The 15,693-nt window shown below is 47.8% G+C and carries 13 protein-coding genes; 2 read left to right on the forward strand and 11 right to left on the reverse strand.

Annotated features, from left to right (window positions below; translation table 11 throughout):
- Positions 1-20: 20 nt before the first annotated feature.
- Together F3H20_RS13680 and F3H20_RS13685 are read right to left on the reverse strand one after the other, a co-directional pair.
- Positions 21-1,169 (reverse strand): 1-deoxy-D-xylulose-5-phosphate reductoisomerase, encoded by a 1,149-nt coding sequence (locus tag F3H20_RS13680; RefSeq protein ID WP_188128335.1) that lies wholly within the window; start codon positions 1,167-1,169, stop codon positions 21-23.
- 20 nt (positions 1,170-1,189) lie between these two features.
- Positions 1,190-1,690 (reverse strand): ferritin-like domain-containing protein, encoded by a 501-nt coding sequence (locus F3H20_RS13685; RefSeq protein ID WP_149735472.1) that lies wholly within the window; start codon positions 1,688-1,690, stop codon positions 1,190-1,192.
- 285 nt (positions 1,691-1,975) lie between these two features.
- Here F3H20_RS13685 and F3H20_RS13690 point away from each other — a divergent pair, with 285 nt between their 5' ends.
- Positions 1,976-4,303, forward strand: a complete 2,328-nt coding sequence (locus F3H20_RS13690) for an anaerobic ribonucleoside triphosphate reductase (protein ID WP_149735473.1) — start codon at positions 1,976-1,978, stop codon at positions 4,301-4,303.
- 395 nt (positions 4,304-4,698) lie between these two features.
- Positions 4,699-5,838 carry a glycoside hydrolase family 18 protein gene (locus F3H20_RS13695; protein ID WP_188128336.1) on the forward strand — a complete coding sequence of 380 codons (1,140 nt, stop codon included), beginning with the start codon at positions 4,699-4,701 and terminating at the stop codon, positions 5,836-5,838.
- A gap of 88 nt (positions 5,839-5,926) precedes the next feature.
- Here the strand turns inward: F3H20_RS13695 and treR are convergent, their stop codons facing one another.
- The 9 genes from treR to F3H20_RS13740 form a co-directional block, all read right to left on the reverse strand.
- Positions 5,927-6,637: a trehalose operon repressor gene (gene treR / locus F3H20_RS13700; RefSeq protein WP_149735475.1), complete on the reverse strand. Its 711-nt coding sequence runs from the start codon at positions 6,635-6,637 to the stop codon at positions 5,927-5,929.
- A gap of 36 nt (positions 6,638-6,673) precedes the next feature.
- On the reverse strand, positions 6,674-8,338 hold the full coding sequence (treC, locus tag F3H20_RS13705; protein ID WP_149735476.1) for an alpha,alpha-phosphotrehalase: 1,665 nt from the start codon (positions 8,336-8,338) through the stop codon (positions 6,674-6,676).
- 98 nt (positions 8,339-8,436) lie between these two features.
- Positions 8,437-9,882 (reverse strand): PTS system trehalose-specific EIIBC component, encoded by a 1,446-nt coding sequence (gene treP, locus F3H20_RS13710; protein WP_149735477.1) that lies wholly within the window; start codon positions 9,880-9,882, stop codon positions 8,437-8,439.
- Between the two features lie 331 nt (positions 9,883-10,213).
- A complete protein-coding gene (gene asrC, locus F3H20_RS13715) occupies positions 10,214-11,164 on the reverse strand; it encodes a sulfite reductase subunit C (protein ID WP_149735478.1) in 951 nt (316 codons plus the stop codon).
- 17 nt (positions 11,165-11,181) lie between these two features.
- Positions 11,182-11,979, reverse strand: a complete 798-nt coding sequence (gene asrB, locus F3H20_RS13720; protein WP_223191769.1) for an anaerobic sulfite reductase subunit AsrB — start codon at positions 11,977-11,979, stop codon at positions 11,182-11,184.
- A complete protein-coding gene (gene asrA, locus F3H20_RS13725) occupies positions 11,976-12,977 on the reverse strand; it encodes an anaerobic sulfite reductase subunit AsrA (protein WP_188128337.1) in 1,002 nt (333 codons plus the stop codon). Before asrA ends, asrB begins: the two co-directional genes overlap by 4 nt.
- 18 nt (positions 12,978-12,995) lie before the next feature.
- Positions 12,996-13,763 (reverse strand): formate/nitrite transporter family protein, encoded by a 768-nt coding sequence (locus tag F3H20_RS13730; protein ID WP_149735480.1) that lies wholly within the window; start codon positions 13,761-13,763, stop codon positions 12,996-12,998.
- A gap of 135 nt (positions 13,764-13,898) precedes the next feature.
- Complete coding sequence (locus F3H20_RS13735; protein WP_149735481.1) at positions 13,899-14,372, reverse strand: YhcH/YjgK/YiaL family protein; 474 nt, start codon at positions 14,370-14,372, stop codon at positions 13,899-13,901.
- A 29-nt stretch (positions 14,373-14,401) separates the two neighbouring features.
- Positions 14,402-15,607, reverse strand: a complete 1,206-nt coding sequence (locus F3H20_RS13740) for an FprA family A-type flavoprotein (protein WP_149735482.1) — start codon at positions 15,605-15,607, stop codon at positions 14,402-14,404.
- Positions 15,608-15,693: the final 86 nt, after the last annotated feature.

Genomic DNA, 15,693 nt, shown 5'->3' on the forward strand with positions numbered 1-15,693 from the left:
GAATTATTCCTTTTTCCGCTTTAGAATCTAATTTGCGCCGCATGCTGCTTGGCCCACTCGTCAGCGGCAAGCAGGTCTTCCAGGCTGTACTGATAAATTACTGCATGGGCCTGCATGGTCCGCTCAATCACGGCGGCAATATCCAAGAAGCCGATTTCACCGGCCAGGAAGCGCTCTACCGCTACCTCATTGGCACCGTTTAATACGGCACACATCGTACCGCCTGTTTCGATAGCCTGGTAGGCCAGCTTTAGGCAACGAAAGGTTTCCATGTCCGGTTTTTCAAAGGTAAGGTTATTTCTAACCGTAAAATCCACTTTCGGATAGGGATTGACTACCCGCTCCGGATAAGTGAGAGCATATTGAATGGCCACACGCATATCATGCTCGCCAAGCTGCGCAATAATCGAATGATCTTCATATTCCACCGCTGAGTGAACAATGCTCTGCGGATGCACCAGCACCTCAATCTGGGAAAGCTCCACATCAAACAGCCATTTGGCCTCAATCACTTCCAGCCCCTTGTTCATCAAGGTAGCTGAATCAATACTGATCTTTTTACCCATACTCCAGTTTGGATGTTTTAAGGCATCCGCGGCAGTTACATGTTTTAACTCATTTTGGGTTCTGCCCCGGAACGGCCCCCCCGAAGCCGTCAATAGCAGCCGGCTGATCGGATTGCCGCTGTTACCCTGGAGACACTGAAATATGGCGGAATGCTCGCTGTCGACCGGATACATATTAACCTGATACTGTTTGACTGCATTGATCATTAATTCGCCGGCCGATACCAGAGTTTCCTTATTAGCCAAGGCGATGTCCTTGCCGGCCTGGATCGCCGCAAAGGTCGGCTTTAATCCCACATTGCCCACTACCGAAGTCACTACGGTGTCGATTTCCGTCATCGTCGCCACTTGCACAAGTCCTTCCAAACCGGCGAGCACTGTTACCTTTCTGCCGCTTAGCCTCATACTGAGTTCTTCCGCTTTTCGCTCATTCATAACGGCAACTAGAACAGGTTCAAACTCCACCACCTGCTTTTCCAGCAAATCTATATTTTCATGGGCCGTCAAACCCCAGACTTTCAGCCCCGGAACATGTCTTACCACATCCAGGGTCTGTGTCCCAATCGAGCCTGTCGATCCTAATATTGCTATGTTTTTTGCCAAAAAAGGCCACCTCATTCTTATTAGTATATTTCCTGATGATTAAATTCGGCCGACTCGACCCAATCCTGTACACGGTTTAACATTTCAATGATATTATCCATTAACTCCACATGCTTTTGTTCCTCTTCCCTTAGCTTTTGGCAAAGCGTCTTTTCCTCCGGATTTGCCGCCTTTTGACCCAGTTCCTGATACAGAGTTACGCTCTCTTTTTCCTTATCCAGCGCCGCCCGGTACAGATCAATAGACTCCGCTTTAAGCCTTGGGATAGTACACTCCTGATCAACCAGCTCAAACGTTTTGTCAGCAAAGACATTCGGCACGTCAGACAGCGCCGGCTGCTCCGGCACGGTCCCCCACTCCCCGCTTTGGGCTGCCTTGATAATATTATAATGGCGCCGTTCTTCCGCCGCCAGCCCCTCCAACACGGCTTTTAAGTCAGGATGTGAAGTCTTGGCGGCCAGTTCCTTATAATAGGCCTCCCCATCCAGTTCCATGGTCAAGGCAAAATCAAACAGGTTCATCTGTCAAACCTCCCCGCTTTGTTAGCTTCCATATATAGAAATATCAGTCACGAAAAGAACCCAGCTATTTTTTCATATATTCTCTACAGACCAAGGAAAATCCTTCCTGGGCCGATGCTGCCTCGCTTCCCGGCATTTACTGTAATCCGTGAAAAACCTCCTCCTTACTACACAACATATAGTTTGTCAATATATTGACAAACACAATATATGGTAATATGATGTATAAGAGACCAAATGCAGAGGAGGAAGGGCGGGTAGCGGCATACCGCGCCCCGATTGACGATGATTACAACTATAGTAAAACGTGACGGACGGGAAGTTCCCTTCAATCTGGAAAAAATCAGTACAGCTATTAACAAAGCCCTGCAGGCAGCAGGCAACGGTGACGAAAGACTGGCGATGACCTTAGCTGGGCAAGTTGCCCAGGAGGCATCACAGGTTAAAACGAATTCTCCTTCGGTGGAAGAAATTCAGGACATTGTTGAAAAAGTCCTGATCGACGCCGACCTGTCAAAAGCAGCCAAAGCGTATATTCTCTACCGGGCGGAACGGACCAGGGCCCGGGAAATGAACACTCGCCTGATGAAAACCTACGAGGAAATCACCCATAGCGATTCCCGGGAAAGCAACCTAAAACGGGATAATGCCAATATTGACGGCGACACGGCCATGGGTTCCATGCTGAAGTATGGCTCCGAAGGCGCTAAAATCTATAATGAAATGTATATGCTCAAACCGGAGCATGCCAAGGCTCACCGCGATGGTGATATTCATATTCACGATTTTGAGTTTTATACACTAACCACCACCTGTTGTCAAATTGATATCCAAAAATTATTTAAAGACGGCTTCTCCACCGGTCACGGCTACCTGCGTGAACCAAACGATATTGCCAGCTATTCGGCACTGGCCTGTATCGCCATCCAGTCCAACCAAAACGACCAGCATGGTGGACAAAGCATTCCCAATTTTGACTATGGTCTGTCCGATGGCGTCCGTAAAACCTTTGCCCGGAAATACCTGGATAGTCTAATCCAGATTCTTTCCTTCTCTGCCGGGAACAAACAGGAAGTTAAGGACCTGGTGGCCGCGGCCGCCAATGATATTGGCGAACGCCTTCACCTGACACCGGAAATTTCCAACACCAACGGCTATCTGACGGAAGAAGCGGCGCTCCTTTCCCGTACCATTGATGCCGCTCTGCTGCAAAAGGCCCAGGCCTTTGCTTTTGAGCAAGCCCTGGCCGAAACCGACCGGGCGACCTATCAAGCGATGGAAGCGCTTATTCACAACTTAAATACCATGCACAGCCGCGCCGGAGCGCAGGTTCCGTTCAGCTCGATCAATTACGGCACCGATACTTCACCGGAAGGACGGCTGGTCATCAAAAATGTTATGCTGGCGACCGAAGCTGGCCTGGGCTATGGAGAAACTCCGATTTTCCCAATCCAAATATTTAAAATCAAAGAGGGCGTTAACTATCACCCCACCGATCCTAACTACGACCTGTTCAAACTGGCCTGCCGGGTCAGCGCCAAACGGCTCTTCCCCAACTTCTCGTTTATTGATGCTCCGTTTAATTTCCAATATTACAAAGAAGGACAACCTGAAACCGAAATCGCCTATATGGGCTGCCGAACCCGCGTCATCGGCAATGTGAACGATCCCACCCGCGAGATCGTCTACAGCCGGGGCAACCTTAGCTTTACTTCCATCAATTTGCCGCGCCTTGGTATTGAAAGCAACACCATACCGGAATTTTATACCCGTCTGGATCATTTGATTGATTTATGCATTGATCAACTATTGGACCGGTTTGAAATACAGTGCCGCAAAAAAGTCCGTAATTTCCCCTTCCTGATGGGGGATGGCGTTTGGCTTGATTCGGAAAAGCTGGGTCCCGATGACGAAATACGGGAAGTGCTAAAGCATGGTACCTTGACGGTTGGTTTTATCGGATTGGCCGAATGCCTTAAAGCCCTAACGGGAAAACATCATGGCGAATCGGAAGAAATGCAACGGCTCGGCCTGGAAATCATCGCTCATATGCGCCGCCGCATGGACGATGCAGCGGCCAAATACCGGTTGAACTTCTCCTTAATCGCCACACCGGCGGAAGGTCTGTCAGGAAGATTTATTGAAATCGACCGTAAACGTTTCGGCAGCCTGCCAGGCATCACCGAGCGCGAATATTACACCAACTCCTTCCATATTCCCGTGTACTATCCGCTCAGCGCCTTTGAAAAAATCGGTCTGGAAGCCCCCTATCACAAGCTTACCAACGGCGGCCACATTACCTACATCGAGCTGGATGGCGACCCTTCCGATAACCTTGACGCCTTTGAATCGGTTATCCGCTGCATGAAGGAACAAGGTGTAGGCTACGGTTCGATCAACCATCCGGTCGATCGTGACCCCGTATGCGGCTATAAAGGAATCATCGGCGAAACCTGCCCCAAATGCGGCCGCAGTGAGACCGGCTCTGTACCGTTTGAACGGATTCGCCGCATCACCGGCTACCTTGTGGGTACGCTTGACCGGTTCAACAACGCCAAGCGGGCCGAAGTCAGAGATAGATACAAGCACTTTAATGTCAATAAAAATCACTGATTGAAAGACTCCAGCCCAATCCCTCCGGGGATTGGGCTGGAGTTTGCTTTTTCTCAACGCAGGGACGGTTCTTCCGATTTGAAAATTCATTGTGATTGCACAAATTAATTAGTGTGTGCAATTATACTATCATAGTGTGTAATCTCTCCTACTGCAGTTTACTGCCATCCGGGCGGTTTAGCTATGGTCTCTTTAGTTCTTAGTAAGAACATCTTAGGACTCTACTTTGCAGCCTCGCGGGCAAATAATTAATACTTCCCACAAGCCATGTTCTGGCATGAATTTTGCTTAAATTTATTATTGCCATATAAGTGTGATATTTTTAATAGAAAGGGATGGTTGCTAACACCGTGGTATACCTGTAAGCCAAGATTATATTCGAGGGAGGATTTGTCGTGAGAAAGTGGACAATTTTACTGTTAACTTTCGTAGTTTCCGTCTTTATTGCATTTCCGGTGGCTGCTCAAAATAGCAGCACCTCGCCGAGGGTGATCGCCTATCTGGCAGCCTGGACAAACTGGTCGGCCCAAAGTTTTGACGCTAACAAGCTGACCCATATTAATCTGTCCTTTGCCAGAATCGAAAATGGAAAAATCGCCAACACAGTCATTGACGGCAAGGCTGTGGGAGATGCTCACTATGCTGAACTACATAAAATGAAAGAAAAAAATCCCAATCTTAAAGTACTGATTGCCGTTGGCGGCTGGGGCGGCGATGGCTTCTCCGATGCGGCGGCGACACCGGAGGCCCGGGAAATCTTTGCCCAAAGTGCGGCAGATTATATCCAGCAGTATAACATCGACGGTATTGATATGGACTGGGAATATCCTGTTAACGGCGCCTGGGGAACTATTAAAAGCAGGCCGGAAGATAAACAAAACTTCACTTTGTTAATGCAGGCTCTTCGTGATAAACTGGACCTGCTGGGAACCAAAACCGGCAAACATTATCTTTTATCCTACGCCGCTAACATCAGCCCCTGGTATCTTGATAATACCGAACCGGCTAAGCTGGCAAGCATCGTAGATTATGTGAATCTGATGACCTATGATCTCCATGGCGGCTGGGAGGCACAAACAGGGCATCATACACCTCTGCTCAACAGCATTTATGATAAAAGCGGTATTGGCGGAAGTATGGACGGCGTACTGCGGTACTTACACAGCGGCTTTACTTCGGATAAGATCAATCTGGGAGTGGCCTTCTATGGACGTTTCTGGCCAGGCGTTGACAACAAGAATCATGGCCTATATCAAAAAGCCTCTCAACAAGGAGCCGGCGATATAAAATACTGTGACTTAGTAGAAAAATACAATGCCGCCAATGGTTTTATCCGTTATTGGGACGCCAGCGCGCAGGCACCTTATCTGTTTAACGCCAATAAAGGAATCTTTGTAACCTACGATGATCCCCAATCAATTAAAGCCAAGGCTGACTTCGTCAAAAAATATGAACTCGGCGGCATCTTTACCTGGGAACTCAGCAGTGATAAAGACGGCGTCCTTTTAACAAGCATGTATAGCGTCACAAAATAATAACGTGGAAAACTCCTGCCCATTCCTCGGGAATGGGCAGGAGTTTCTTTTAATCATTGTCGGATTTTCCAGCAGTCCGCAGCGCGCCTTAGCTTCGCCGGGCGAAACCGACAAATTTGAATTTATCCGGCCGGTGCCTTGATTCGGTGTACTGAAACAAAGTCATATCTTCCAAATAGGTATAGTTTTTCACTACCACGACCATGTTATAGTTTTCAAAATCCAGATATTTTTTATCCTCTTGCGTAGCTTGCTGCACAGTGACTTCTTTCTGGGCAAAGCCGATTTTGAGGCCCAACTTGGTTTCCAGATGCTCATAAATGGAATCCTCACAAATGGCCTGCGTCAGTTCAGGCACATAGCGGGCATCAAGAAAATCCTTATCCAGAATAATCTTTTTCCCGCCGATCTGCCGGACCCGGACCGTCTTCCAGACTTCAGCCTGCTCCGGCAATTTCAGTTGTTCCCTGGTAAACTCATCAGCCGGGATTTTTTCCAGTTCTTTTACCAGCGTGAGACATGGTTCCGTCATTTTTTGCGCCAGCTCTTTAAAACTGGTCAGACCCGATACGGGGAAACTGAGTTTATTGATGTCCAGGACAAAAGAACCCTTCCCCTGGATTCTTTGTATATACCCGTTCTGCTCCAGCAAATGAAGCGCTTTGCGGATAGTGTCCCGCGAAACGCCATATTCGCTAATCATTTCGGTTTCCGATGGCAGCTTGCTGCCGGCAGCCATTTCGCCATCTTCGATTTTTGCCAGTATTTCATGATAAATACTGATATATTTACTATCCATACATTAATCACCACGAATATTGTAACATCGTGCCAATTATTTCACAAGATGATAGACTATGGACTCGTAGGGCCGCAAAACTACACTTTTACAATCCCTGGCGGCATCGCCGTAATTGGCTATCAATATGTTGCTCTTGTACTGACTGATCTTTATATCCTCAGGCAAAGTGAACACCGTTTCCCGGCCATAGAAATTATTGATAACCAGCAGTTTTTCATTCTTATATTCCCGCAGATAAGCAAATATCTGATCATGCTCTGCGAGGATAGGCTTATATTCCCCATAGGCAATAATATCGTATTCTTTTCTTAATTTGATCAACTGCCGGTAGTAGTGAAAGACCGATCCCTTTGCCTGTAAATCATTTTTCACATTGATTTCGGTATAGTTTTGATTGACATTAATCCACGGTGTGTTGCTGGTAAAGCCGGCCTGGGCGCTATCATCCCATTGCATGGGCGTGCGCGAATTATCCCTTGATTTTGCCTGCAGCACGCGGAGGATATCCTGCTCCTGCCAGCCCTCTTGCTTAAGCAGGGCATAGCGGTTGACGGACTCCACATCCCGGTACATTTCAATAGCGTCAAAATAAGGATTGGTCATGCCAATTTCCTCGCCCTGAAAAATATACGGCGTACCCCGCATGAAATGAATAGTGGTAGCCAGCATCTTGGCCGACTCTTTGCGATACAGCCGGTCATCGCCAAACCGGGATACGATACGGGGCTGATCATGATTGCACCAGAACAGGGCATTCCAGCCGTTTTCCTCCTGCATGGTAACCTGCCACAGATTTAGGATTTGTTTTAATTGCTTAAAATCAAAATCCATGAGCGCCCACTTTTCCCCGTCTTTGTAATCAACCTTCAGATGGTGGAAACTAAAAACCATGGATAGCTCTTTTTCTTCGGGATTGGAGTAGCGGATACAATTATCCAGTGAGGTGGAGGACATTTCTCCCACCGTTATGACATCTTCATACCGGCCAAAGGTCTCCCGGTTTAACTCCTTCAAATATTCATGTATCTGCTGTCCGTCGGCATAAAAACGTCTGCCGTCACCCTCGTTGTCATCCTGGTACACATCGGGTTTGGAAATCAAATTAATCACATCGAGCCGGAAGCCTTTGACGCCCTTTGCCAGCCAAAAACGAACAATTTCATAAATTTCTTGTCTGACCGCTTCATTCTTCCAGTTCAAATCGGCCTGGGTTATGTCAAACAGATGGAGATAATAGGCATTGTGCTCTTTTACATATTGCCAGGCTGAACCGCCAAATTTAGATTGCCAGTTCGTCGGCTCGTTTCCCTCCTTCGGCTCCAGGAAGATATAGTAATTCTTATAACGTTCATCTCCGGCCAGGGCCTGTTTAAACCAGCAGTGTTCGGTAGAAGTGTGGTTAAACACCATATCCAGCATAATTTCAATATCCAGCTTCTTCGCCGTGCGGACCAATTCTTCAAAGTCAGCCATGGTGCCAAAGGTCTTATCAATAGCGCAGTAATCGGCCACATCATAGCCGTTGTCTTTTTGCGGCGATACATAAAAGGGATTTAGCCAGATATAGTCCACGCCTAATTGCTTCAGATAATCCAGTTTCGCCGTTACGCCCGGCAAATCACCGATACCGTCGCCGTTCGAATCCTTGAAGGATTTGGGATAAATTTGGTACACAATACTTTTTTTAAAATCTTTCATATTGCCATAACTCCTCTCACCTCAGCAAGTGTTACAACAGGAGGGTTATTAAGAACCCTCCCGTGTTAGCTAACTGATAAGCCGCCTCTTAATTCCGGCTACTTTACCGCTATTCCATCAGTATTCTGCAGTTTTGCCGAATACCGGGTTTTTCCCAGGGCAACTGTCAAAAGGAACGGTACAACCACTGCGACTACCATGGCCAGAGAAAAAATGAACATAAACTGGGGTTTGATTGATAGTATGCCTGGCAAGCCGCCAACCCCGATGGAATTGGCCATAACACCGGAGCCCACGGAAATCACGGCGGCAAAAGCCGAACCGGTCATGGCGCAGAGGAACGGAAAGATATATTTTAAATTGATACCGAACATGGCTGGCTCGGTTACGCCCAGATAGCACGACACGGCCGCCGGAATAGATACCTGCTTTTCCTCTTCATTATGTCTGTTCAAATAGATCATTCCCACAACAGCCGAACCTTGAGCAATATTGGACAGGGCGATCATGGGCCATAAATTGGTTCCGCCAAACTGGGCCATGAGTTGCAAGTCAATGGCGTTGGTCATATGATGCAGTCCGGTAATGACCAGCGGCGCATAGGTAAAACCAAAAATCGCGGCAAACAGCCAGCCAAAGGAAGACGTGAGTCCGGCGTATACTACGCTGGAGATGGCTTTGCCAATGGCCCAGCCAATCGGTCCTAACACGGTATGAGCCACCAGAACGGTAGGTACGAGTGCCAGAAAGGGAACCACGATCATCGATACATATTCGGGCACTACCCGCCGGACATTCTTTTCCAGTATGGCTAATAAAAAGCCTGCTAAAATAGCCGGGATGACCTGGGCCTGATAACCGATCATTTGTACCTTGGCAAAACCAAAATTCCAAAAGGGAATTTTATCAGCCGGAGTACCGACGACGGCATAGGCATTCAATAGCTGGGGAGATACCAAAGTAAGACCTAAGATAATGCCAAGTATTTGTGTTGTCCCCATCTTTTTCGAAATAGACCAGGTAATACCGACAGGCAAAAACATAAAAATAGCTTCCCCGATCAGCCATAAGAAGGAATGAACACCCGCCCAAAACTGGGATTGCTCCACAATGGTTTTGGTTCCGTCCTCCAGCAGCTTTATATCGCCAATGACATTGCGAAAGCCCAGGATCAAACCGCCTACTACCAGGGCCGGGATAAGCGGCGAAAAAATCTCCGCCAAATTGGCCAGCAGACGCTGCATCACATTCATATTATGTTTGGCTGCACTTTTTGCCGCTTCTTTGCTAACACCATCGACACCGGCAACTTTTACAAATTCATTATAAAAAGACAAGACATCATTTCCTATAATTACTTGAAACTGTCCGGCCTGAGTAAAGGTTCCCTTTACGGAGGCCAGTTTGCCAATCTTATCTACGTCCGCCTGCTGCGGATCTTGCAGGACAAATCGCAGCCGTGTCGCACAATGAGTCACTGCCGCGATATTTTCTTTCCCGCCGATTAGTTCCAGCAATTGTTTTGCGTCGGAATTTTTACTCACTCCAATTCCCCCTATGTAGTTTTTTCCTAAAGCCTACTCTACCCACCCTGTTCAGCCTGCAAGCTTTGCTGATTAAAACTTGTACGTATAAGTTTCTTGTTTTTATTGTAACTTGTACGTATAAGTAAGTCAACGCTTTTTATTAAGAATTTAGCCACTAGTCAGAAAATTTTTCTTATCTCTGCTACATAGATGTTCTGAACCGGAAATATTCTGCTATTCCTTTTAAAACAAGCCCGTTTTTTGCACTTCGCGCAAAACTGCATAGATACAAGCAGCCTGGATCGTTGCAACGATCCAGGCTGCTCATTCTAAAGCTTGCTAAGTTGATTTACGACCACTGAATATGCTCGGCCACCTGAGCCTCGGGATTTAAAACAACATCCTTTAATGCCCATTTTTTAAATTCCTGATAGCCGGTCCGGTCTACAATATACCCGACATGTTCTTTACCGCCGGGAGCGTCTTTGTCGATATATTCATCAATATAAGCATAGGTATTTTTAAGAATCTTCATTATGCTGGCTTCATCGACCCAGCGGATGAATGGTCTGGCAAGCCGGGGATCCCGTTTGCCGGTGCGTCCCATAATAACCAGTTGAAACAGCTTGACAGCACTTCGGGCCCAGGCACCGGAAGGACATTTACCGACGCATTCTCCGCAGCCAATACATCGTTCCTTATCCCTGACTACTTTGTAGTTTTCAAAGGTCAGCACGCCGGCCGACCGTTTCTTGCAATTTTTCACACACGACTGGCAGCCAATACACCGGTACGTATCGTATTGCGGCTCATTCATGCCGATAATTCCGAAATCATGCATTCTGGCTTTAATACAGTCATTAGGGCAACCGGTAAGGGCAATCTTCACATGATAATCGTTAGGAAAAACAACCTGTTCAATCCGCTTGGCAAACGCGGTCGTATCGTATTGGGCGAACGGACATACCCGGCTGCCGATACAGGCTGCAATATTTCTGGTGCCTGCCGCCGGATAACCGGCCAGGGGACTATCCTGGTTGATCTCCAAGCCCTCAATCAGTTCCTGAATGGCCTGATTGACTTGCGGCATGTGTTCCATGGCTATGCCCGGAATCTCAAAACCCTGCCTGGTCGTAATATGCACCGTACCATCGCCATAGGTTTCGGCAATTTCCCGGATGGTAGTCAGATAATGAGCATCCAGATGTCCGCCCGGCACTCTGAGGCGCACGGCAGTTTTATAGCGTTCTTTCGTAACCCGGAAAGCATTTTTCTTTAGCTCTTTGGTTTTAATATCCATGCTTAGTCCGCCCTCCCTTAATCGATCAGAGTTTTGGCCTTGGTATAGTTAAACACCGGGCCTTCCAGGCAAATATACGTATCATCCATTTTGCAATGGCCACATTTCCCCACGCCGCAGCACATCTTCCGTTCATAGGACACCCAAAGATTTTCCTCCCTGATTCCCTGCCGCAAAAACTCAGCTACAGTAAACTTAATCATAATCGGAGGACCCACCACAATGACCTGGGCCGCTTCTTTATTTAAAAATTTGATCTCTTTTATATATTGCGTAATCAGGCCTGTCTGTCCCTGATAGGTTTCATCCTCCGCCTTATCTACCGTCAAAGTCACCTGGAGCTTCTGTTCCCATTTTTTGAAATCCTCGCGAAACAGGATATCCTTAGGCGACTTGAAACCGGCAAGCAACGTAAACGACGGTGTTTCATCACTGTGAGCAGCAAAATAATCCACAATTGCTTTTACCGGTGCCAGCCCTGTTCCACCGGCGGCAACGACTATTTCACGCCCCTGATATTGCTCTATCGCAAAGCCGTTCCCGTAAGGACCGCGCAAAAACAGCGTATCCCCCTCCTGCAATGCATAGATGGTATTGGTCACCGCTCCCACCCGTCGGATGGTCATCCCAATATAATTCTCGCCAATATCACTCACGGAAATAGGAGCCTCCCCATACTTGGGCAAAGAAACTTCGAAAAACTGGCCTGGCTTTACCGGGCCGGCATATTCCATATGAAAGGTAAAGTCAATGTCGGTATGGGGGATGATCTTAATGATCCGCGACTTGAAGGGCAAATAAGGATTGGTCATCATTCCGGCACCTCCTCAAGCTTGCTTAGCTTATTCAGGCAATGGGCAAAGGAAATATACTCGGGGCAGGCATCGTCACAACGGCCACAGCCCACGCACATAGGCTGGCCAAAACGTTTTTTGTAATCATATACCTTATGCAGGACTCTAAATCGCATACGTTCACCCTGGGTTTTCCGAAAGGCGTGTCCGCCGGCCATGTCGGTATAGCCGTCAACCATACAGGACGCCCACACCCGGCGCCGTTCGCCGGCATTGCGGTTCTCCTTGTAAAAAATATCCTGCATGGAAAAACAACTGCAAGTCGGACAGACAAAATTACAGCGGCCACAGCCAATACATCGGGACGAGTACTCCTGCCACACCGGCGAGGAGAATATCTGCTGATCCAGTGCAGCAGGCAACGTCACTGCCTTCTTGTTTTCCATGACAAAATCCGGCTCCAACTCCAGCGTCTCGGCACCGGCAAAACCGTCCAGCGCCGGATTTTTCACGCCTACATACACATTACCACCCTCAGGCCGCACAAACAGATCATACCCGGCAGCAGCATTTGTTCCCATACTCACGCAAAAACAGTTGTCAAAGCCTTGCTCCTCGCATTCCATCAGGCAGAAGTGCACCTTTTCCCGCAGGGCCCGGTAGTAAGGATCGGCCGGACCATTTTGAAGGTACATGGCATCAAGACGTTTCATTGCGTGAATGTCACAGCTTCTCACAAACAGCAGTATCTTTTTATCGCTGATTTGCGGTTCATTCCAATGGTCTTCGGTAAAATAAAACAGCGTCTGCGTAATCGGCAGCACCACTTCTTTGGCTGAGAAGCTGGCCTTTCGCTCAAAGCAAACCTCGGATAACCTGCTTATCTCCTGATATCGTATGGAATCGGTATCCGTATATGTCCCTTTTCCGGCCAACAAGACCGGCGCAAAAATCAGATACTCCTTCTTTAGCTCCTGCAAATATTGATCAAACGCCGCCAAGGATACTTTGTACGCCACAACCATTTCCCCCTGTCTTTAATTTTTTCTGGCAATATACCAGTAGGAATAGCCGATAACCAACGCTCCGCCTATCACATTGCCCAGCGTAACCCAAACTATATTGTAGATAAATCCGCCGATCGACACACCGGCAGCCCCCGGGGCCAACAGAGCCGCAGTCAGCAAGGTCATATTAGCCACGCTATGTTCAAAACCGCTGGTAATAAAGGCAAACAGACACCAGAATACCATAATGAGTTTGCCTGTCTCCTCTTTCATACGAAAGGAGCACCAAATTGCCAGGCAAACCAGCGCATTGCACAAAATTCCCCGGATAAACAGTTGCAGCCAGGGCAGCGACATTTTTGCCTGAGCGGTCTTGACAATAAAAGCCTCGGTACTGCCGCTGAGCAGCCCGGAATAAGCAAACAACCCGGCCAAAACCACCGATCCCAGCAAATTGCCGGCAAAACTGAATAGATAAATGCCCCAGACCTCACGGGCAGTTACTCTTTTTTCCAGGCGGCCGATTGTCATGACCAGGTTGTTCCCGGTAAAAAGCTCCGAACCGGCCATGATGACCAGGCTTAAGGCAATGCCAAAAGAAAGCCCCATAACCAGTTTGACCGACGCCGCTTGGGCCTGGCTAAGCAGACCGCCAATCGTAAAAATAAGTAAAATCCCAAATCCCACATACATACCGGCTAAGGCCGACGAAAGGATATAGCGCCCTTTGGCCGCTTTTAATAAAGCTGCTTTCGCCTCAGCAGCCCCTGAAATTTTGGCAATCTCTTCATAGTACATAACCTATCCCCCGTTATCACCAAATTGTCTGAATTAATAGATTTCATTGTACTACAAAAAAAGAAACCGGGCTGTGACGTGTATCACAACCCGGCCTATATGCCGTACAGATTATTATTTAGAAAGCTTCATTACTTAGATGGCATCCACCGCTATTTTCACAACCACCTTGCGCACCCGGCCGGTCTTCTCACCAAGGCTACAGTTAGGACGGTGCACATCCCAGGGAAAGAAAACGGCAAACATTCCTGGCAGCAGAGTCAGGTCTGTCTCGCCCGGAACATGGCGGTAAAAGATTACATCCCGTTCTGCCAGACAATCCTCAGCCACTTCCCCGGCCTGTTTCAGAGGAGCTACGCCGATCATTTCTTCACCGGAGCAGACGTATTGTATATCTATATATTTTTTATGAGCTTCCGGCCGGCGCTGTTCTTTCGGTTCAGTTTCATACTCGGCAATGGACGCATAAATCCGGTCTTGTTCAATTTCATGACGTCCCAAAGCCAGGTTTGCCAGATCGGCTTCCCGGAGAAAGTTCAACCCGGTTTGCAGTGCCGCCGGATACAGCGGCATTTCTTGTTTGATATTGGATATATAGCCAAAAAACATGCTGTTGCCCCCCGCCTCTATTGAGTACTTTACTCCATTACCGATGTGTAGATGTCCTCTACCAGCTTGTCCAGTTCCGCTTCCTGTGATTCCTTTAGCGAGGACTTAATTTCAAAGGGCGAGCCGATCAGCTCTACATTCTTCATGTCTTCAATGATTTTAAGCATCACTTTGCCGGCCATACTGGCCCAGGTATGGTTGCTGACTACGGCCACTTTCCGGTTTTGCAATTGCAGTCCGGCCATTTCATGGAGCAGCGATTCCATCACGTAGTATAGCCCCATATTGTAGGTTGGCGAGCCGATAACCAGATGGCTGTACTTCCAGACATCAGCAATAATATAGGAAGGATGGGTCTTCGACACATCATACATGCGCATATCAGAGACGCCTTTTTGCGCCAGCTTGTTGGCGATAATATTCATTACGTTTTCCGTATTGCCGTACATCGAAGCGTAGACAAGCACCACGCCCCTTTTCTCAGGCTCATATTTACTCCAATGCTCGTATTTATCCAGTATATACGGCAAGTCTTTACGCCAGATCGGGCCATGAAGCGGACAAATCATGCGCAGGTCCAAAGCGGCCGCTTTTTTCAGCACCGCCTGTACCTGGGCGCCATACTTGCCGACAATATTGGCATAGTAGCGCCGGCTTTCGGCCAAATAGGCCGAGTCAAAATCAGTCTGGTCGCTGAAAATATTGCCGGACAGCGCACCGAACGAGCCAAACGCGTCGGCGGAAAATAAAATGCCTTCACTTTCCTCATAGGTAAACATAACCTCTGGCCAATGCACCATCGGTGCAAAAATAAACCTCAGCGTATGCTTGCCCAACTTGATCGTATCGCCTTCCTTGACCTCCAGATAGTTTTCCCTTTTGTCAAAGCTATAAAACTGCTCCATAAACTGAAAGGTTTTTTTGTTGCCTACGATTTTCACATCAGGATAGCGACGGGTAAGCTCGCCGATATTGGCGCAGTGATCCGGCTCCATATGATTGATAACCAGATAATCCAAATTGCGACCTTGCAGCACATGCTCGATATTCTCCAAATACAAGGCGCTGATGGCCGAGTCCACCGTATCCAGCAGTGCCGTTTTTTCATCCAAAATCACATAGGAATTATAGACCACCCCGTTAGGCAACGGGAACATGTTTTCAAACCGTTCCAGCCTCCGGTCATTACCGCCCACCCACACAATCTGCGGTGTAACCTGTTGTACACAATGCATGATCCTGCCTCCTCTTCCAACTCAGGTAACCAAATGTTTTTCAGCAACTTTTTCCTTATTGTATCATATCAATATAGTTTATTCAA

Source organism: Propionispora hippei DSM 15287, assembly GCF_900141835.1.
Lineage (GTDB): Bacteria > Bacillota > Negativicutes > Propionisporales > Propionisporaceae > Propionispora > Propionispora hippei.